Origin of the sequence: Comamonas sp. CMM03 (genome assembly GCF_019218715.1) — a bacterium.
Lineage (GTDB): Bacteria > Pseudomonadota > Gammaproteobacteria > Burkholderiales > Burkholderiaceae_C > Comamonas > Comamonas terrigena.
This window is the reverse complement of record NZ_JAHUXB010000001.1, coordinates 53,942-73,194: the sequence shown is the minus strand read 5'-3', so window position 1 is coordinate 73,194 and position 19,253 is coordinate 53,942. Positions and strand designations below refer to the sequence as shown.

The window sequence follows — 19,253 nt, the reverse complement described above, 5'->3', positions numbered from 1 at the left end:
CGGCGGTCAGCGGGGCAGCCATTTCAGACCCACCCAGAAGGTGCGGCCCGGCGTGGCGTAATCCTGGGCCAAGGTATAGGCCCGGTCCATCAGGTTGTCGATGCGTGCGGTCAGGGTCAGGTCCCTGGCCACCTGCGTGGAGGCCGACAGGTTGAACAGGGTGTAGCCACCCAGGCTCATGACCTGCTCGTCCTTGGCGTTGTAGCGGCGGCTGGCCGCCTGCATTTCCCCACCCAGTGTCCACCCGTGCACGGCGGCATCCACTCCCAGGGTGGCAAACCGGCGCGAGCGGCGTTCCAGCAGCTTGCCGGTGGCCTCGTTCGTGGGGTTCTGGAAATCCACGGAGCCATACCATTTCAGCCGACCGGTGCGGTAGGCCCCGGTCAGGGTGATGCCCTGCAGCTGCGCACGCTCCACGTTCACATAGCAGGACGTCTTGCCGCAGCTGCCCAGGCCTTTTTCATAGGACACCAGGTTCTGCAGCTTGTTGCGGTACAGCGTCACTCCCAGGTGATTGCCCTGGTCGGCCCAGCGCAGACCGATTTCCTTGTTCAGGCTTTCCTCGGGGGCCAGTGCCGGATCGCCATAGTCAGAAAAGCGCTGATACAGGCTGGGCACGCGAAAGCCGGTCGAGGTGGAGGCGGTAGCGCGCCACTGGGGTGCAAACGCCCAGGCGTAGCCGATGCCGCCGGTGTTCTTGCGGCCGAAGTCGCTGTCCTCGTCGCTGCGGGCATTCAGCTGCACGCTGTGGGCACCGAATTTGGCGCCGTAGCCGATGGCCACGCCGGTCTGGTCGCGGTCCTTGTGGCTGGTGTTTTTCAGGCCGGTGTTCTCCAGCGTGTCTTCGCGCCGCTCCAGCGCCAGGCTCAAGGTGCCGGGGCCCAGCAGCCACTCGTTCTGCAGCAGCATGGTACGCAGCCGGGTTTCGGCTTCGTAGGTGCTGGTGCCCGAGGTCTCGTAGCGGTTGGTGGATTCGCTGACGGACAGGCGCGTGCGAAAGCGCTCCGTCCACTGGGCGGTCCAGCTCAGGCCATAGGCATCCAGCGCGCGCAGGCCGCGGTCGTCCTTGACCGACTTGCTGGCGTCATACCCGGCATTGGTGCGGCTGGTCAGGGCCGTCAGTTCCAGACGCTGGTCGGCATTCAGCTGCAGCCCCACGCGGGCGTTGGCCGATTTGCGCGTGTAGCCGTCACGGTCTTCGTTGTGCACGCCGCGGTTCTTGGAATCGAAGCCATGGCTTTCGGCATAGGACAGGCCCAGCGCGTAATCCACCATACCCTGGGCGCCGCTGATGCCGGCCTCGGCCTTGCGGCTGCCGTACTCGCCGGCCCCCACGCCCACAAAGGGCTGCACGCCGGCGGTTCCACGCTTGGTGAACACCTGCACCACGCCCGCCAGCGCGTCCGAGCCATAGACCGCGCCCGCCGGGCCGCGCAGCACTTCGATGCGCTCGATCAGGTCCACCGGCAGGGATTCCCACTGCGCTCCACCGGAGCCGTTCTGGACATCGACACGGATGCCGTCGATATAGACCGCCGTGTGCTGCTTGCTGGCGCCGCGCAGGTAGAGACCGGTTTCGGTGCCGGGGCCGCCGTTGCGGGTGATCTGCACGCCGGGCAGCTTGGCCATCACGTCTTCCAGCGACCGGCCGGCCTGCTGGTCCAGCTGGTCGCGGTCGATGACCGTCATGTCCGCAATCACATCCGACAGGCGCTGCTCGCTGCGCGTGGCGGCCACCACGGTCTCCTCCAGCGTGGCGCGTGCAGAGGGGCTCTCCTGGGCCTGGGCGGCTGCCGCCACAGCGCACAACACGGCCGCCGACACGGCAGACCACGGCAAGGCGGGCGCCACGGCACCGGCCTTCAAAACATTCGAGAACATGAGAAAAAACACCTAGTCGCCCGTACCAGCCTCCCCGCCAGTGATGGGCAAAACCATGCCCGCTCGAGCGGGCACACCAGTGTTGGCCGGTATCCGGGCTGGTCCTCCACACCATCGCCTTCCCAGACGCTTGTTCAAGGCATCCAGTGGCGGTATCAGATGGCGGGGGTGCATGGCATGCACCAGGGACTCACCGTTGCGGGGGCAGCGCAGGCTGGGCGGGTTCTGAAAAAACGAGGCCGTCCTGCTTCCCGTTGAACTGCTGCGCGTGAACCGCGCTGCGAGCACCAACAGCAGCGATTTTAGTTTCAGTCCTGCCGTTCGTAGAAAAACTGCTGTGCACCGGTGTTTTCCAACGTCATATGCAGGCTGATTCGGCCTTATTTCACCTGCTTACATTTAGGCACGCCTACAATTGCTACCCTCTATGTCTATGACCTCGCAGCCTTCCATGATCGAGCCGCTGGCAGAGCGTGTTGATCGCCTGCTGCTGCGCCACGCCGAGCTTCAGCGCACCAATGCCCTGCTGGCCGAGCAGGTGGCCGCGCTCACACAGGAGCGCGATTCCCTGCGCTCGCGCCTGCAGGCGGCCCGTGCACGGGTGGACGCACTGATTGAGCGCCTGCCCGCCAACCAAGAGGCACCATGAGCCAGATCGAAGCGCGCATCCTCCAGCAAGACTATGTGTTGACCTGCCCCGAGGGCCAGGAAGACATGCTGCTGGCCGCCGTGCAGCGGGTGGATGCGGACATGGAACGTATCCGCAACACCGGCAAGGTGCGCGCCCGCGAACGCGTGGGGGTGCTGGCCGCCGTGAATCTGGCGTTCGAGAGTGCATCGCTGTACACCCGCGTGCAGGAACTCGAGCAGGAGCTGGAGCTGACGCTGGAAAACGGCCTGGCACCTGCCGCCCTTGCGGCCGACGCACTGCCCGCAGCCCCGCTGGAAGACACCCCACGGGACGACACCCTGCAGCAAGCACTGCAGGCACAGGAAGAAGCCCAGGCATTGGCCGCGCAGTTGCAAGAGCTGCTGGCACTGCGCGAGCACGAATTGCAGCAGGCGCAGGCGCTGATCGAACGCCTGGAAGCCGCGCTGGAAGTCGACAGCAAGCTGCTGTAGAGGCCTTGCGGCAACGCCGAAACGGTGCTGCCGCGCAAATCCCCCTTTTCTCCATCCGGTCCACCACAAGCCGCCGGTCACGCGCTAAAATGAAGGCGTCTGCAAATCTGCCGTGCTTTATATTGCCTTGAACCAATGCTCCCTGAGCACGGGCTTGGTACATTGCCAGGCAAGCGTGATCGTCTCGCGTTAGACGAACCCAACGTCTGGTTGCCCTCGCCCACCTGAACCCCCGGTTCAGGATGACGGCGCGGTGGTTTTTGCAGACACCCCCACCCTCATCCCGGCGGCCAAGGCCGCTACATCGGCCGGTCTTCTCCCGGCACTCCGCCCCCCAGACTTCCTGCTTCCAGGCCTGCCGCCTGGGCGCGCAGCATGGCCTGGAAGGTAGCCGCCTCGACCCCCGGGGCACACAGAAACCCCTGGTAGAAGCCGCAACCCATGCGCATCAGCGTTTCACGCTGCGCGGCGGTCTCCACGCCCTCGGCGACGATCTCCACATCGAGCGCGCGCCCCAGGCCGATGACCGCCTCCACAATGGCCTTGTCGCTCATGTCCTGTGGCAGACCGCGCACAAAGGACTGGTCGACCTTGAGCTTGGAAATCGGCATGCGCTTGAGGTAGGCCAGGTTGGAATAGCCGGTACCGAAGTCGTCGATCACCAGCTGCACACCCAGGTCCGCCAGCTGTTCGATGCAGTGCACGATGACCGGCTCCTTCTGCAGCAGGGCCGACTCGGTGAGCTCCAGCTCCAGCCAGCATGCCGGCAGGCCATAGGCACTGAGCAGCGAGGCCACGCGCGCCGCATAGTCGGGTTGGTGCAGCTCCAGCGACGAGACGTTGACCGACACCTTCACGCCCAGGCCCTGCTTGACCCAGCGCATGGCTTCCTTGACCGCCTGCTCCAGCACCCAGGCGCCGAGCTTGACGATGTAGCCGGACTCCTCGGCCAGCGGAATGAACACCCCGGGCGAGACCACGCCCAGGCGTGCATCCGTCCAGCGCAGCAGCGCCTCGCAGCCGACAATGCTGCCGGTGTGCATTTCGACCTGGGGCTGGTAGACCACGCGCAAGGCGTCGCGGTCCAACGCCTGCCGCAGCGCATGCTCCATCTGCACCCGGCCCAGCAGCCCGTTGGACATGGCCGGCTCGTAAAAGCCGAAGCTGCCCTTGCCGCTGGCCTTGACCCGGTACATGGCGGTGTCGGCCTGCTTGATCAGCTCGTTGAGCGTGCGGCCGTGCTCGGGGTACTGGGCCATGCCGATGCTGCATTGCACCGAAAAGCCCAGGCCGTCCAGCACGAACGGCTCGCGCATCGCATCCTGGATGCGCCGGGCAATCCGCTCGGAATGCTGCTTCTGGCACGCGTGCAGGTAGAGAACGAATTCGTCTCCGCCCAGACGGCACAGCACATCCAGCGGCCGCAGACAGGACTGCAGGCGCTGCGCCACCAACTGCAGCACCCGGTCGCCGAACTGGTGGCCCAGGGAGTCGTTGATGATCTTGAAGCGGTCCAGATCCAGAAACAGGATGGCGAACTCGGCCTGCGTATCCTGGGTGATGGCCTGCTCCACATGTTGGCCCAGCATCAGGCGGTTGGGCAGGCCGGTCAGCGCATCGCTGAAGGCCAGCTGTTCGATCTTCTGCTGCGCCGCCTGCTGCTGGGTCAGGTCCCGGATGAAGCCCACGCTTTGCTGCACCTGCCCGCGCTCATCGCGCGAGACCACCCAGGACAGGCGCACGGCGCAATGGCTGCCGTCCACGCGCTGCAGTTGGCGGTTGCCTTCCCAGTGGCCGACCTCTTTCCACGCCTGCGCCACCGCGTCCAGCCATTCCGGCTCGGTCTGCGCAAACAGCGCGCTGGCCTGCGCACCGGGGGACAGGGCCGCACCCAGCATACCGTCGCAGGCCGGATTGGTCTGGAGGACGGCACCCTGCGCATCGGCAATGAAGATGGCGTCCAGGCTGCTCTCGAACACCTGCGCGGCCACCCGCAGGCCGCTTTGGACTTCCATCTCCCTGGAGATGTCGCGGAACGAAAAAATACGCCCCACGGCCATGCCGTGGCGCAGCAGCGGGACCGAGCGGCGTTCCACCACGCGCCGGTCCGCCAGATTCAGGATATCGGCCGTGTGCACCAGGGGGTCCTGGCCCAGTGCCTGCAGCTGCTGGTCGTACTGTGCAGGCGACAGCACCTGGTCCCGCATCCAGGCCATGATGGCCGCATCATTGCGCTGCAGCAGCAGCGCAGCCGGCATGACCCAGATATCGGCCAGCTTCTGGTTGAAGGCGCGGATGGCGCCATCGGCCGAACACACCAGCACACCATCGGCGGCCGAGTCCAGGGTGGCGCGCAGCTCGGCCAGCAGGCTCTCCAGCTCGCGCTCGTTGTGCTCCTGCTCGCTGCGGTCCAGCAAGGTCCACAGCAGCCAGTTCCCGCCCTCGGGGTCTTCGACTTCACGGATGCGCTGCTCCACCGGGATGGCCCGGCCGCTGGCATGCAGCACCTGGGTGTGGGTCACCTGCCCCCAGCTGACTTCCGCGACATCGTTCCAGCGGTACAGGTCCTGCGGCGCCGCCGCCAGATCGCGCACGTGGAAGCCTTGCAGGCGCGAGCCCGTCAGGCCCACCAGACGCTGCGCCGCCGAATTGGAATACGCCACGGTCAGGCTGTGGGGATCCACCAGCCACACCGCCTCGGTCATCCACTCAAACGCCTGGCACCATGCCTGCAAATGGGTGGACTGGCTCATGCCTCCCCTCCCACAGCAGACATCAGCGGCACGGCACGCTCGAAGAAGTAGCAGACGCGCTGGCGCGGCGACAGATAGTCCAGCACCTCGCGCGGCAGCTGCGCAGGGCGCAGGCTGCGCTTGATGACCACGCCGCGCAGCTCCGACAGCTCCACGGGCTCGGCCTTGGCCCGGTCTACATCCGGGTTGTAGAGCAGCACAGCTGGTTTCAGCGGCTGGTCGCTGCGCACGGAGGCCACCAGGCCATACCGTTCATCGCTCAGCTGCACCACCGAGCCCGGAGGGTAGACCCCCATCACGCGCACAAAGAGTTCGACCAGCTCGCGCGTGAAGCCGCCGCGGCGGCGCCCGAACAGGTCCGACAGCGCTTCGTGCGGGGTCAGGGCCACCGCATGCGCCAGCGGATTGCACAGCTTGTCGTAGCAGTTGGTCAGCGCCAGGATCTGGCCTTCGATGGACAGGTCTTCTTCCACCAGGTGCAGCGGAAAGCCCGTGCCGTCCGTCGCCTCGTGGTGCTGTGCAATCGCCGTCAGGGCGGCGGGCGACAGGCCCATGCGCTGGCCATAGGCCACGGAAGCACCCACATGGTCTTCGTACGCGGCTTTCTGCTCCGGCGTGAAGCTGGGCAGCAATTCGGTGCAGCGGGGATCGATGTCTCTTTTGCCCACATCGTGCAGCAAGGCCGCCAGACCCAGGTCCATCAACCGCGCCGAATTGAGCCCGTGGGACTTGCCCAGCAGCAGCGAGAGCACAGTGACATTGATGGGGTGAGCGCCCTGCTGTTCGCCCACGCTCTCGGACAACAGCCGGATGGCCGTCTGCGAGGCATCCAGCAGCTCCGCGATATACCCGGCCACCAGGCTGGAGCTGGCGCGCATCGCGTCCTGCGGGTCGTTGACCAGCCGGGACACGACTTCGCGGTAGCTGTGGGTGGCGGCAGAAAAGCGCTGGTCGCAGGTCTTGAGTGCGGCCACTTCGCTCGACGCCATGGCCGGCACATCGCGTGCCGCCAGCGTCGGAATGTGCAGCCCCGACGAGCCGATGGTGGCGGGCCGTGCCGGCTGTGGCTGCGTGCCATCAGCTGCGGGCGCCTCCCCCTCTTCATTTGTAAGAGGAGGTAAAAAAGTCAAAACACTGGGATCAGATTTTGCAGGAATGCAACGAATCTCGTCCAAACCCAGCGATTGCAGCACGTCAATCTGTTCCTGGCTGTTCACTCGAAAGCTGCTCACTGGAAATGGATGGCGCAACCAGCCAATGTCCAATTGGACATACATACCTATGCAGATGTCCCGAACGTCAATTAAAAGGGAGTGCGTCACGTTGTTTGGGCTGCAGCACGCCAGCAAGCCAGTCGATCCAAACCGCCCATTATGACGACTGCATGCGACAAATAAGTACTTACATAAAGGGGTTGCGCAAGCGGCGCCGCTGTGCATTAAAAAGCTACAGCGTATTGTGCCGCGTTACCGCTCCATGTCAGCCCTAGCGGCACCACTGTGACGGCACGTGCACCATGTCCATCCACAGGGCCCACAGCGAGACACCTGCCAGCAAGGCGCCGGCGGTGCGCAGCCCCCAGGCTTCGCGCCACTGCTGCAGGCGGCTGATGCGCTGCCACAGCCACGGGCCCAGGGCCAACCACAGGCCCCCGCCCACGCCGAACGCCACCATGGATGCAGCGCCCTGCCACACGCCACCGGCCAGGGCCGCCACCATGACGGCGGAGTACAGCAGACCACACGGCAGAAAAGCCCACAGGCTGCCAGCCACCCAGGTTCCCCCCGGCCCGCGCACACCGTGCTGCACCTTGCTCCAGAGCTTGCGCCCGCCGGACTCCACCCATTGCGGCTGACGGGCCTGCAGCAGCAGCATCAGGCCCCATGCCAATGCGGCCAGGTGCAGCAGCACCCACAGCGGATGCAGGGCGGAGGTGCGGTCGGAGAACCAGGCCACCGTCTCCATGGCATAGGCCGCCACGCCGCCCAGGGCGGCATAGCCCATCAGGCGGCCGACATGGAAGCCCAGCCAGCGCCCGGCATTGGCCGCCTCCGGCGGCTGCGCCGAAGCCCCTTCAGGCTGGATGGACACCACCCGCCCCCCGCTGCGCAGCGGCGAGACGATGGCCGCACAGGGTGCGGCGCACATCGCAAGACAATGGGGCCCACCCACGAGCCCCATGAAGAAAGCGGTTCCAAGCAACGACAGCCACATGGGCTAGATGATCCTGGAAAAGCGCGCCCGGTTCTTGCCGGCCTGCAAATGCCGGTCAAACGTCATGGCCACGCCGCGCACAAAGAACCAGCCCATGGGCGTGACCTTGATGCCGTCGTCGTCGATCACCACCAGGCCCTGCTCCTGCTGCTGGGCCAGCATTTCCAGCTCGGCCGCGAAGTAGCGCTGGAAGTCCAGCAGCCAGGACTGGCTCATGGGCTCGAACAGCACTTCGCCCTGGCACATCAGCGACATGATGACGGCGCGCCGCACCAGGTCGTCGCGCCCCAGCGCCAAACCCCGCACCACGGGCAGCCGGCCCTGGTCGAGGAAGTCGTAATACTCTTCCAGGGTCTTGGCGTTCTGGCTGTAGGTGGCGCCCACGCGGCCGATGGCAGACACCCCCAGGGCAATCAGGTCGCAGTCCGGCTGCGTGCTGTAGCCCTGGAAGTTGCGGTGCAGCCGTCCTTGCCGCTTGGCAATGGCCAGCGCATCTTCCGGCAGTGCGAAGTGGTCCATGCCCACATAGACATAGCCGGCCTGCATGAAGGCATCGATGGAGCCCGAGAGCATGGACAGCTTGTCCGAAGCCTCCGGCAGGTCTTCCTGCGCAATGCGGCGCTGCGGCTTGAAGCGCTCCGGCAGATGCGCGTAGGCATACAGCGCAATCCGGTCCGGCCGCAGCTGGCACACCTGCTCCAGGGTGCGCTGGAACGATGCCGCGGTCTGCTTGGGCAGGCCATAGATCAGGTCCACGTTGACCGAATGGAAACCCAGCTCGCGCGCCGCCTGCACCAGATCGAAGACCTGCTCGGCCGGCTGCTCGCGGTGCACCGCCTTTTGCACATCGGGGTCGAAATCCTGCACCCCGAAGCTCAGGCGGTTGAAGCCCAGCTGCGCCAGGTGGGCCAGACGTTCGCGGGTGACGGTGCGGGGATCGACTTCGATGGAATATTCGCCCACCGCTTCAAAACTGAAGTTGGCGCGCAGCGTGTCCATCAGCTGGGTCAGCTCGGCATCGGACAGAAAGGTGGGAGAACCGCCGCCCAGGTGCAGCTGGCTGACCGCCTGTCCCTTGCCACAATGCGCTACCTGCAGAGCCACCTCTTTTTCCAGGTACTGCAGATAGGTCTGCGCGCGTTCATGGTGCTTGGTGATGATCTTGTTGCACGCGCAGTAGTAGCACAGGGCCTCACAGAAAGGCACATGCACATACAGTGACATGGGAAGCGCCTTGGCCGCAGAATGGTGCTTGCGCTGTTCCAGCGCCAACACATAATCATCCTGACCAAATGCTTCAATAAAGCGATCTGCGGTGGGATAAGAGGTATAACGGGGCCCAGGCACGTCGTACCGACGCAAAAGCTCCGGCGTTACTGCTGTCATTGAATATTCCTTAGGTGCTGCCCAGCACTGTGCCGCACCCCGGGAAAATCAGCCTTGATGCAAATCAAGACATTCAAATACCATTCCTGAGACAATTGATTCATATCATTCGCACAACTGAGCACCCCCTCTCTCGCCTCCCAGCCCGATAACCTTTCTGCGTTACGTCCAATGGCCCGTTCAGCGGGAGCCCAAGGCGTCAGTGCCATGACACCACCCCCTATCAAAGTCACCTGCTCCAACTGCAATCTGCGCGAACTGTGCATGCCCACAGGCTTGAATGAGCAGCAGTTGCACCGTATTGACGATATTGTGGCCACGCGTCGCAAAATCAAACGGGGCAGCACCTTGTTCCGTAATGGCGAAGACTTCACGGCGCTCTATGCCATCCGCACCGGGTTCTTCAAGACCTGCGTGGCCACGGAAGATGGCCGCGACCAGGTGACAGGTTTTCAGATGGCGGGCGAGATCATTGGCCTGGACGGGATCGTGCACGACCACCACACCTGCGATGCCGTGGCCCTGGAAGACGCCGAAGTCTGCGTCATGCCGTTCGACCGCCTGGAAGAGCTGTCGCGCGAAGTGACGGCCCTGCAGTCGCATGTGCACAAGGTGATGAGCCGCGAGATCGTGCGCGAACACGGCGTGATGCTGCTGCTGGGCAGCATGCGTGCCGAAGAGCGCCTGGCCGCCTTTGTGCTGAACCTGGTGCAGCGCCTGCACACCCGGGGCTTCTCGTCTTCCGAGCTGGTGCTGCGCATGACGCGCGAAGAGATCGGCAGCTACCTCGGCCTGAAGCTGGAAACGGTCAGCCGCACCTTCTCGAAGTTTGTCGAGGAAGGCCTGGTCGAAGTGAAGCAGCGCCATGTGCGCATCCTGGACACCGAAGGCCTCAAGCGCATCGTCAACAGCCAGCACGCCTGCGAATAAGCGCGCCCGCCACCGCGGCGCGGATCCAGCACCCCAGCCTCCCTCCGGAGGCTTTTTTCATGGCGCCCGGGCCTTGCCGCACCACGGCATTCCTGTATTTCGGCATTGCGCGGGACTGCCCGCACAGCCCAGGAGGAGGACTCCCCCTCCCCCCACTTCACAGAGCCCGCTTATAGCGACGGGACGCGGCGCTCCCGGGCATTGAGCTCCTGCGGGGACAGCGCCAGCAGGCTGGTCATGGCCGATGCCATCATGATGATGGCCCAGAACAGGAAGAAGGCCACCGTGCACACGCCCAGGCGCGACACCTCGCCATAGGCCGACAGCCACTGCATTTCCAGCGGGTCGACCACGGCAAACACCAGCATCTCCATCACCCCGGCGGCCAGAAAGGCGGGCCAGGCAATCCACATCCAGCGACGCAACAGCATGGGTCTCTCCTTGTTGTGGCAGGCAGATGCCCCATTGTGCGAGCCTCTGTCTGCCGCGTCACCGCCTGCAGCGTCCCCACAAACCCTGAAAAAGGCATAAAAAAAGCCAGCCGGTAGGCTGGCTTGCTGCGGCTGCAGCGCAGGGACCGCAGGCCCTGCGCTGGCGCCCGGTTTACTTGCTGCCGCGCAGCAAGGCCTTGAGTGCGCTTTGCAGGCGCTGGGCCGCGCTGTCGCTGCGCTCCGCAGCCAGCACCGCCGCCACATCCTGCTCCCAGGTGGTGCGGGGGTCCGTGGCCTTGCGGTTGGTCAGCAGCTGCAACTGCAGTGCACGGCGTGCAGACAGCTGGTCGGCCGGTGTAGGCACGTCGGCAGCCATTTCCAGGCGCAGCAGCGACTCGGCTGCTTCGCCCTTGGCGGCAGCGCCCACGGCGGCATGCCAGCTGTTGCGGGAAGCATTGCTCAGCTTGCCCAGTTCCTGCGCGGGCGGCACCAGGGCCGCGTCGCGCTTGGACCAGGCCTCCATCAGCTGGGTCAGGGCTTCGCCATGGGCCTGTGCCGTCAGCTTGCGCAGCGCAGACTGGGCGTGTTCCTGGGCTTCACGCTGGGCGCGGAAAGCCGCATCCCCCAGGCGTGGGCCACGGGCCGGGCGCTCGAAACGGTCACCGCGATCGCCGCGGTCACCACGGTCCTGGCGGGGGCCGGGCTTGCGGCCACCAGCCGCCGCGGCCGGGGCTTCCTTGCGCATGCCGGGGCGGTCGTCGCCACGCACAGCCTTCACCGGGCGGTCGGTCGCCACCGGCGCAGCCGGTGCGGCCGCAGCGGCTGGCTGGGCGGCTTCGGCCGCAGGGGCGGCACGCAGGGCTTCTTCCAGCGCGGTCAGGGCGGCGCGGATCTTCTGCGCATCGCCTTCGGCATTGGCGGCTTCCAGCTGCTGCGAGGCTTCCAGCACCGCACGGTCGTGGGCGCTCAGCGATTCCAGATTGACGGCACGGCTGCCGCGCTCACCGCGCTCGGCCGGCTTGCGGCTGAAAGCCTCGTCCAACGGCTTGCGGAAGGCATCCCACAGCTTCTGTTCCTGGCGGCGGTCCACCGGCACTTCCTGGGCTTCTGCCTGCCAGCGCTGCTGCAGCGCCTTGATGGCTGCGATCTGCAGGGCCGGGGCTGCGCCCAGTGCCTGGGCTTCCTCGATCATGGCCTGGCGGCGCTGCAGGCTGTCCTTCTGGGCCTGCTGCAGCGGGGCTTCGGCTTCGTTGATGGCCTGGCGCCATTGCTGTTGCAGCTCGGCATACAGCTTCTCGCCCACATGGCCACCTTCGCGCCAGCGTTCGGAAAATTGGCGCAGGCTGCGGGCCATGCCCTTCCAGTCCTTGGAGTCCTTGACGGACTGCCCCCAGGCACGCAGTTCCTCGATCAGCGTGGTGCGCGACGCCTTGTGCTGGGCCGATTCGGTGCGAAGCTTGTCCAGCCAGCCTTCGACCAGCTTGTAGGCGGTGTTGCAGGCTTCATCGAACTGCTTCCACAGACCGTGGTTGGGCACCGCGCCCTGGTCCAGCAGCTTCCATTGTTCGCGCAGCTGGCGCAGCGTTTCCTGGACCTTGCGGCCACCCAGGGTCTGGCCTTCGGGGCGATCCACCAGGCCCTTGGCCTTGGCAATCAGGGCTTCCCGTTCGGCATCCACGGCCTGGGGCTTCCAGCCACGGGCGTCGCCAGCCTGCACCAGCAGCGCGTCCATCTGCTGGATCACTTCGGCATCCAGTGCACGGCCATGCTGGCGCAGTGCGGCGCGCAGACCGGCGATGGCGGCGGTCTTGTCCTCTTCGGTGCCCACCAGGGGCTGCAGCACCTGGGCAGCCTGCAGCACGACGGCAGCAGCCTTGACCGGGGCATCGCCCTTGGCCGGCTTGGCGGCCGGTGCATCGGCGGCCAGCTCGGCCGGCAGACCACGGCCCACGCGGATTTCATCGGCCCACACGGGCACGGGAGGCAACGCGGCTTCGGCGTTGTCGGCAGCCGCCAGGGTCACGGCCAGGGCCGAGACAAAGGCGTCCCACACCACGCGCAGCTGGTCGCGCGAGCTGGTCAGCTGCTGGGCCAGCCGGGCGTCCAGGCTGGGCCAGGCGGCGTCTTCGGTCAGCGCCTGGGCCTGTTCCTGCCAGCGGGCCACGTCGGCGCTCAGCGCTTCCTGCACGGCGGCAGCGTCTTTCCAGGACTTGGTGGACAGCACTTCGATGCGCTGGGACAGCAGCACGGCCGCTTCCTTTTGCACCTGCACACGGTGCTGCAGGTCTTCGGCGGCCTTGATGCGCTCGGCCAGCTGGGCCTTGAAACCGGCCAGCGGTTCACGCGACAGCGGCGCGCCGGCCTTGGCGGCGTCACGCTGCCAGGCGGCGGCGTCGGCCAGATTCAGCGCCGGCTGGGCCAGCAGTGCCTGGGCCTTGGCCACCCATTCCACGGCGATGGCGTCCTGGTCCTTGGCGCGGCGCAGCTCGTCCAGGCGCTCGCGCACGACGCGGGCAGCGCCCTTGTCGCGGGCATTCATTTCCTTGAACACTTCCTGCAGCACATCGTGGGCGGGCGATGTGGCCAGCCAGTCACGCAGGCGGGCTGCACGGTCGCCCGAGGTTTCTGCAGAAAAAGCACCGCCAGTCACTGCATCCAGCGGGTGGGCCTCGGGGGTTTTGGCCGGGGTCGGGTTCACTTCTGGGGCTTCAGACATTTTTCTGCTTCAAAAAAAGTTGGTACATGAGTTATGGATAACGGGCATGCCCGCCATAGGGCGGGCATGGCTCCTCGTGCACAGGCATGCGCGGAGCATGGGGCGTATTTTCCCCTTTATTGCTCCATGCCTGCAGCGAATTACTGAACTGCCAGACTCAGCTGGGCTTTTGCACCGGCTTCCTTGCCATCGGCCTTGGAGTCTCCCAGGAACAGACGGGCCATGTCGATGCCCTGCTGTCCCAGGTAGCTGCGCACTGCCATGGCACGGGCCGCGGCCAGTTCCTGCATGGCTGTGGGTGGCAGCGGCAGCTGCTCGACCAGCAGTTTGCGCATCTCCTCGGGTGGCAGGGATTTGGACAGACCGACCATGTTGCGGGGCTTTTCGATGTCCGCCTTGCGATAGATCGACTTCAGGCGGCTGTCGCGCTCCTTGTCGCTCAGCGCGGCGTCGTCCTCATCACCCTTGCCCTGCTTGGCGATCTGCGCCTCCAGGTTGGCGGCTTTCCAGCCCTGGGCTTCCTGCGCGGTGGAGGCACTGCCCGCCACCGTGAGTTTGAGGGCCGGGCGGTCCTTCAGTGACTTGGCAATCTTCTCCAACTGGCTCTTGGCTTCGGCATCCAGCGTGGCCACCCCGGCCGGGAACTTCACATCGCCGCCACCCTTCTCGTCGCCGCCGAAGGCACCGGCCAGCAAGGCGAAAGGCGCCGTGATCGCCTTGCGGATGATGTTGCCGATGATCTTGAAGATCACCGGGGCCAGGCGGAACTGCGGGTCGTTGAGCGATCCGCTGATGGGCAGGTCCAGGTCGATCACGCCATGGCTGTCGGCCAGCAGGGCCACCGCCAACTTGACCGGCAGCGAGGCCGGGGCACCCTGCACGGCATCCCCGAAGGTCAGCTGGTGCAGCACCAGCTTGTTGCTGGCGGTCAGCATGCCGTTGGGCTGCACCTCGTAGCGCACGTCCACGCTCAGCTTGCCGCGCTCGATGCCGTGGCCGGCGTATTTGACCGAGTAGGGGCTCAGCGGCGGCAGCTCCAGATCGCGCACCTTGCCGGTGATGTCCAGCGCCAGCGGCTTGACCAGCGGGTTGAGCTTGCCGGAGATGTCCAGACTGGCGGTGGACTGGGCCACGCCCTGTATCGACAGATCGGCCATGGAAGGCGGCTGACCGGCGGCAGGCGCCACCGAGGAGAAGGCACTGAGCGAGCCGGACAGCTCGGTCAGGTCGGCCGTGTAGTTGGGCTTGATGAAGAAGTCGGAGAACTTCACCGTACCGCCCTTGAGCTCCACCGGGCCCACGACGATGCGCGGCGCCATGGGGTCGGGTGCGGTCGCCGCAGGTGCCACCTGCACGCTGGCGGTGTTGGTTCCCCCCGTCTTGGATTCCACCTTTTGGGCCTCCGCATCGCCACCAGCGGAGGCATCGGCGACTTCGGTGTCCGGGGCTCCGGCCAGATCCTGCAGGTTAAGGCGGCCATTGGGCTGCACCACCACGCGGGCGAAGAAGTCGCGCAGCAGGGTTTTCTGCACCTGCACCGACAGCGGCTTGCGCGGCTGCATGTCCAGTGCCAGACCGGTCAGCTGCAGCTGTTTCCAGCGCAGCAGGTCTTCGCCGGCTTCCATGGTGGTCTTCTCGGCCGTGCCTGTGCGGTGCACGGTCTGCACATAGACATCGTGCAGGCCGGCATTGCCCTGCACCTGCACCGACGGGCTGCCGCCGGCGTCGGCATAGCGCACCTTGCCGTCAAAGCTGGCCAGCGCGGACAGCATGCGCATGTTCACCACGCCGTCCATATAGCTCTCGAACAGGTGCAGCGGCAGGCGCTGGGCCTGGACGCGGCCTTCTGCGGCCATCTGCGGCGCCAGGTGCAGCTGGCCGGTGAAGTCCAGTTTGCCGTCGGTCTTGCTGGGGCGCAGCAGGCCCCGGGTGTTGACCGGCAGCAGTTGGGTGCTCAGCTTGATGTCGATGGGGGCCTTGCCCATGCGGCTGTCCAGGCCCTTCACATCCAGGTTCAGGCTGGACAGGCCCACGCGCACGGGACGCGGCGCCTGGCCGTCTTCCAGCAGCACCACACCGTCGCGGATGCGGGTCTGCTCGGCCAGCACCGTCCACGCCGGTTCGGCCGCGCCTGCGCCACCGGTCTTGGGCTTGGGCGCCACCGCCGCGTCCTTGACCGGTGCCTTGCGCAGCCAGGATTCATACATCCACTGGCCTTTGCGGTCGCGCGAGACCTTGACCTGGGGAGCATCGAGTTGCAGCAGCTCGGTGTGCACCGTGCGCTGCGTCATGTCGACGCGGGCGTTTTCCACGGCCAGGCGCTTCCAGGCCGCCAGCGGTGTCTTGTCCTCGCCCAGGCTCAGGTTCTGCACGGCCAGCTCCGGCACCACGGCGAACAGACGGCCCTTGTTCCAGGCCAGACCGGCCGTGCCTTCGGCACGGGCGCGCAGCAGGGGCTGCAGGAACTGCGACACATAGGCGCGGCCCACCTCGAACGGCACGCCTTCGAGCACCACGCCCACCTGGCCCACTTCCAGCGTGCCGTGGCCGGACAGGCGCGCATGCGAGGCGCCTTCGAACCCGGCCAGCGCCAGACGGCCTTCAAACTGGCTGTCACCCTGCATGGGCCAGGTGACCTGGCGGCCGGACAGTGCCAGATCGCGCACCTTGACCTCGGCGGCAGGTTTCAGGGTTTCATCGGTCCAGCTGACCTGCCCCTGTTGCACATCCCACTGCGCAACTTCAATCTTCCAGGGTGTGGGGCCAGCAGCCGCTGCGGGGGCCGCCGCCTGGGCGGCGCCCTGGCTGGCGGCGGCCGGCGCGGCAGCGGCGGCAGGCGCGGCAGCGGCGGCAGGCACGGCCGCTGAGGCTTGCGCCGGGGCCGGCGCGGCACTGTCGGCCGTGGGCTTGGCGGGTTCCGGGAACTTCAGCAACTGGCCGTTGGCGTCCAGGCGCAGCGCCAGCGAGGGCTTTTGCAGGCTGACACGGCCGAGCTTCACCACGCCGGCCAGCGGCTGCACATCGGCCAGATCGATTTCCAGCGCTTCCCACTGCAGCAAGTCCTTGCCGGCCAGATCCTGCAGCTTGGCGCCGGTGGCCTGCACCTTGCCGGACAGGCGCACCACGGAGTCGGTGTGCTGCTCGAAGGCCACGTCGATCCGGGCCTGCAGCATGGCATCCTGCAGCTTCAGCGGCAGGCTGGCAGGCCAGTACGGCAGATAGGGCTTGAGGTCCAGGTCGTGCACCGTCAGCGTGGCGGCGGTCTTGCGGTCCTGCGCAAACGGGGTGCTCTGCGCCTCGCTGGCAAAGCGGCTGCCATTGAGGTCGAACGACAGCTCCGGCTGCACCTTGACCTGGCGCTTGGACGGCAGGCTGCTCACGAACGGCAGCTTCAGCTGCAGGTCCTTGAGCAGGTGGTCGGCGCCGGCCACCTTGTCCTGCAGGGCCAGGCGGCCGTCGCTGATCTCGATGTTGTACAGCGCAAAGCGCGGCAGGTCGCCGCTGCTGTCTTCCTTCTTGTCAGCGCTCAGCTTGTCCAGAATGTCCTGGATATCCAGTTTGCCGGGCTCCAGCTGGGCCAGGCGGATGTGGGGGGAGTCGAGCTGGATGGCATCCACCACCGGGCCCCAGCGCAGTAGAGAAGACAGCTCTGCATCTATATAGATACGCGCTATGGAAACCTGAGGTTCCGGTTGGCCGTCGGCTCCAGCCAGTGCGAGGTCGTGCAGGCTCAGCTCCATGGTCCAGGGGGAGAACTCCACCTTGCCCACGGTCAGCGCCCGGCCCAGGGCCTGGCTGCCTTGTTTTTCAATCAGCTGCTTGGCGGCCCAGGGGAAGCTCAGCCAGGTGAGCAACCACAACGCCACGACCGCAGCCGCACCCCACCCCAACCTGCGCCACAGCGTGGCACTGCGCCAAAATTGCAATTGCATGCTTATGCACCTTCTCCTTGTGCATGGAATCTATCGTGTTCGCCGTGTTTGCACCAGAAACTGCCTGCACTGGACAGTGAAAGAGTGCAAAAACACGAAAGCCCGGATGCCAGCTATGCCGGCGTCCGGGCTTCACGGCAGGCGCAAAGGCCGGTGCCGCTAGAGCATCAGGGAGAGGATCGTCCCCGCATGCCCGGAAGCAATGATTGCTTCCATGGTGCCTTTCTTCCTCTTCACCTGCCACTGGCACCTAGCTGGTCCATGGCAATCGGGTTCCGAGGTTTCTGGCGATGCCTGCGCGTTGCAGACGACTCCAATGTAATCACCGCCATCGGCGAAATCAATCGTTTCTGACAAACTCTTTCATCTGTTTGATAGCGAACGCTCACTGCAGCCTGATCTCCCGGACTTCAGGGGGCCGAGTACCACATCCGCCTCAAAAAACTGGATGCACATACAGTTTTTATATACATTAAAATCATAACAGATAATTTTGATAGTATTGACCTGGAATTTAGCACCCCACTAGAATCCGCCCACTTTTGCTTTGAGTCATTTTTTTGACGTTTTTTGCTGCTTTTTGATCGCGCTCTTTTTCGCGATCCTCCCGCGCTCCTCCTGCATGGACCGCAGCACCACCCCACTGGGCGCCACCCTGTGAGCCGCCGGACCTCCGAGTCCACGGTCGCATAGGCACCCCCACGAAAGGAATGCTATGCCTGCATCTGCACAGGTAGTTTCCGGCTTGCGCACGTTCGCCAAGGACGTTGCCGACGGATTCATTGAAATCACCCACAACGGTTTTGCCCTGCTGGGTCTGGCCGTGGCCTTTGCCGCCATCCTGCTGATCAGCCGCCCTGACCTGCGCCACTCCGGCGAGGCCCAGCTGCGCGACTGGCTGCAGGCGCGCCAGGTGGCCACGCTGGGCACGCCGGTCGAACCGGATGCCGTGGAACGTGCCACCGCCACCAACCCGACGGAGCTGCCCAAGGAGCAGGCCGCCGTGGCGTACTGGCTGAGCAAGAAGTACCGCGTGGCCGCCGAGCCGCTGGCGGTGCTGGTCTCCGAAGCCTATGAGCTGGGCGAACGCAACCAGCTCGATCCCACGCTGATCCTGGCCATCATGGCCATCGAATCCAGCTTCAACCCCTTTGCCCAGAGCTCCGTCGGTGCCCAGGGCCTGATGCAGGTGATGACCCGCGTGCACACCGATAAGTACGAACACTTCGGCGGCCAACTGGCGGCGTTTGACCCGGTGAGCAATCTGCGCGTGGGCGTGAAGGTGCTCAAGGAATGCATCGCCCGTGCCGGCTCGCTCGAAGGCGGTCTGCGCTACTACGTGGGCGCGGCCAACCTGCCCAACGACGGCGGCTACGCCTCCAAGGTGCTGGCCGAGCATGCACGCATCCGCCAGATCGCAGGCCGCCCTGCACCGGCAGCGGCCCCCGCCAAGCCGGCGCTGGTGGCCAAGGAAGCCGCGCCCAGCACCGTGGCTGCGGCCGATGTAGTGGCCGACGGCAAGCTGCTGGTCAACTGAGCCGCCCTCTGCTTTCACCTTTTCCAGCCGGCGCAAGCCGGCTTTTTCATGGGCGCGGTGCACGGGCTGCACAGGGCCACGCACCACCGCTGCGGCGGTACAAACCCAGGCCTGGAAACAGGCCCTTGCGGGTCAAGCCGCAAGGGCCGCGCTGGCTCCGCTACACTAATGGGGTACGCAACTGGCGATAGGCGCGGTTTATCGAGAACCGCGCTGACGTGGAACCACGGTGTGGCGCTCCTCCCCGATGAGCACCAGACCCGACAACCACCGGGGAGCGTACCGCCCAGGCTGCGCCAACACGGAATCGCCTGCCGCGTGTTTAGCCGTTCGCCTGGGCAGCCCTTGGAT

12 protein-coding genes and 2 riboswitches are annotated in these 19,253 nt (G+C 65.7%); of the genes, 4 read left to right on the top strand and 8 right to left on the bottom strand.

Annotated elements, in window-relative coordinates; genetic code table 11:
- Positions 1–6 precede the first annotated feature (6 nt).
- The gene (locus tag KW830_RS00315; RefSeq protein WP_083520301.1) at positions 7–1,881 is read right to left on the bottom strand and encodes a TonB-dependent receptor domain-containing protein; all 1,875 of its coding nucleotides are present in this window, start codon (positions 1,879–1,881) and stop codon (positions 7–9) included.
- 66 nt (positions 1,882–1,947) lie between these two features.
- Positions 1,948–2,188, bottom strand: a riboswitch (cobalamin riboswitch).
- Positions 2,189–2,314: 126 nt separating this feature from the next.
- Here KW830_RS00315 and KW830_RS00310 point away from each other — a divergent pair.
- Together KW830_RS00310 and KW830_RS00305 are read left to right on the top strand one after the other, a co-directional pair.
- Complete coding sequence (locus tag KW830_RS00310; protein WP_066533865.1) at positions 2,315–2,530, top strand: hypothetical protein; 216 nt, start codon at positions 2,315–2,317, stop codon at positions 2,528–2,530.
- Positions 2,527–3,003, top strand: a complete 477-nt coding sequence (locus KW830_RS00305; protein WP_218331515.1) for a cell division protein ZapA — start codon at positions 2,527–2,529, stop codon at positions 3,001–3,003. Before KW830_RS00310 ends, KW830_RS00305 begins: the two co-directional genes overlap by 4 nt.
- 299 nt (positions 3,004–3,302) lie before the next feature.
- On the opposite strand, the gene KW830_RS00300 is transcribed toward KW830_RS00305, so the two are convergent.
- The 4 genes from KW830_RS00300 to hemN are packed head-to-tail and all read right to left on the bottom strand — an operon-like array spanning position 3,303 to position 9,356.
- Entirely contained in the window at positions 3,303–5,756 is a 2,454-nt protein-coding gene (locus tag KW830_RS00300) for an EAL domain-containing protein (protein ID WP_218331513.1), read from the bottom strand.
- On the bottom strand, positions 5,753–7,195 hold the full coding sequence (locus KW830_RS00295; RefSeq protein WP_255578010.1) for an HD-GYP domain-containing protein: 1,443 nt from the start codon (positions 7,193–7,195) through the stop codon (positions 5,753–5,755). Before KW830_RS00295 ends, KW830_RS00300 begins: the two co-directional genes overlap by 4 nt.
- Before the next feature lie 46 nt (positions 7,196–7,241).
- Positions 7,242–7,970: a sulfite exporter TauE/SafE family protein gene (locus KW830_RS00290; protein WP_066533870.1), complete on the bottom strand. Its 729-nt coding sequence runs from the start codon at positions 7,968–7,970 to the stop codon at positions 7,242–7,244.
- Positions 7,971–7,973: 3 nt separating this feature from the next.
- Entirely contained in the window at positions 7,974–9,356 is a 1,383-nt protein-coding gene (gene hemN / locus KW830_RS00285; protein WP_066533871.1) for an oxygen-independent coproporphyrinogen III oxidase, read from the bottom strand.
- A 207-nt stretch (positions 9,357–9,563) separates the two neighbouring features.
- Here hemN and fnr point away from each other — a divergent pair, with 207 nt between their 5' ends.
- The gene (gene fnr / locus KW830_RS00280) at positions 9,564–10,286 is read left to right on the top strand and encodes a fumarate/nitrate reduction transcriptional regulator Fnr (protein ID WP_115594691.1); all 723 of its coding nucleotides are present in this window, start codon (positions 9,564–9,566) and stop codon (positions 10,284–10,286) included.
- A gap of 170 nt (positions 10,287–10,456) precedes the next feature.
- On the opposite strand, the gene KW830_RS00275 is transcribed toward fnr, so the two are convergent.
- The 3 genes from KW830_RS00275 to KW830_RS00265 all read right to left on the bottom strand — a co-directional run bounded on the left by KW830_RS00275 (position 10,457) and on the right by KW830_RS00265 (position 17,365).
- Positions 10,457–10,717: a hypothetical protein gene (locus tag KW830_RS00275; protein ID WP_066533876.1), complete on the bottom strand. Its 261-nt coding sequence runs from the start codon at positions 10,715–10,717 to the stop codon at positions 10,457–10,459.
- A 172-nt stretch (positions 10,718–10,889) separates the two neighbouring features.
- Positions 10,890–13,433, bottom strand: coding sequence for a DUF349 domain-containing protein (locus KW830_RS00270; protein WP_218331509.1), 2,544 nt, complete (start codon positions 13,431–13,433; stop codon positions 10,890–10,892).
- Positions 13,434–13,573: 140 nt separating this feature from the next.
- The gene (locus KW830_RS00265) at positions 13,574–17,365 is read right to left on the bottom strand and encodes a DUF748 domain-containing protein (RefSeq protein ID WP_218331507.1); all 3,792 of its coding nucleotides are present in this window, start codon (positions 17,363–17,365) and stop codon (positions 13,574–13,576) included.
- A 715-nt stretch (positions 17,366–18,080) separates the two neighbouring features.
- Here KW830_RS00265 and KW830_RS00260 point away from each other — a divergent pair.
- Entirely contained in the window at positions 18,081–18,902 is an 822-nt protein-coding gene (locus KW830_RS00260) for a lytic transglycosylase domain-containing protein (protein ID WP_066533882.1), read from the top strand.
- Positions 18,903–19,069: 167 nt separating this feature from the next.
- Positions 19,070–19,249: riboswitch (ZMP/ZTP riboswitch) on the top strand.
- Positions 19,250–19,253: the final 4 nt, after the last annotated feature.

What these genes read in the sequence shown, in the direction of transcription:
- KW830_RS00315 (WP_083520301.1), bottom strand. Translation starts at nt 1,881, where the DNA reads ATGTTCTCGAATGTTTTGAAGGCCGGTGCCGTGGCGCCCGCCTTGCCG.
- KW830_RS00310 (WP_066533865.1), top strand. Translation starts at nt 2,315, where the DNA reads ATGACCTCGCAGCCTTCCATGATCGAGCCGCTGGCAGAGCGTGTTGAT.
- KW830_RS00305 (WP_218331515.1), top strand. Translation starts at nt 2,527, where the DNA reads ATGAGCCAGATCGAAGCGCGCATCCTCCAGCAAGACTATGTGTTGACC.
- KW830_RS00300 (WP_218331513.1), bottom strand. Translation starts at nt 5,756, where the DNA reads ATGAGCCAGTCCACCCATTTGCAGGCATGGTGCCAGGCGTTTGAGTGG.
- KW830_RS00295 (WP_255578010.1), bottom strand. Translation starts at nt 7,195, where the DNA reads ATGCACAGCGGCGCCGCTTGCGCAACCCCTTTATGTAAGTACTTATTT.
- KW830_RS00290 (WP_066533870.1), bottom strand. Translation starts at nt 7,970, where the DNA reads ATGTGGCTGTCGTTGCTTGGAACCGCTTTCTTCATGGGGCTCGTGGGT.
- hemN (WP_066533871.1), bottom strand. Translation starts at nt 9,356, where the DNA reads ATGACAGCAGTAACGCCGGAGCTTTTGCGTCGGTACGACGTGCCTGGG.
- fnr (WP_115594691.1), top strand. Translation starts at nt 9,564, where the DNA reads ATGACACCACCCCCTATCAAAGTCACCTGCTCCAACTGCAATCTGCGC.
- KW830_RS00275 (WP_066533876.1), bottom strand. Translation starts at nt 10,717, where the DNA reads ATGCTGTTGCGTCGCTGGATGTGGATTGCCTGGCCCGCCTTTCTGGCC.
- KW830_RS00270 (WP_218331509.1), bottom strand. Translation starts at nt 13,433, where the DNA reads ATGTCTGAAGCCCCAGAAGTGAACCCGACCCCGGCCAAAACCCCCGAG.
- KW830_RS00265 (WP_218331507.1), bottom strand. Translation starts at nt 17,365, where the DNA reads ATGCAATTGCAATTTTGGCGCAGTGCCACGCTGTGGCGCAGGTTGGGG.
- KW830_RS00260 (WP_066533882.1), top strand. Translation starts at nt 18,081, where the DNA reads ATGCCTGCATCTGCACAGGTAGTTTCCGGCTTGCGCACGTTCGCCAAG.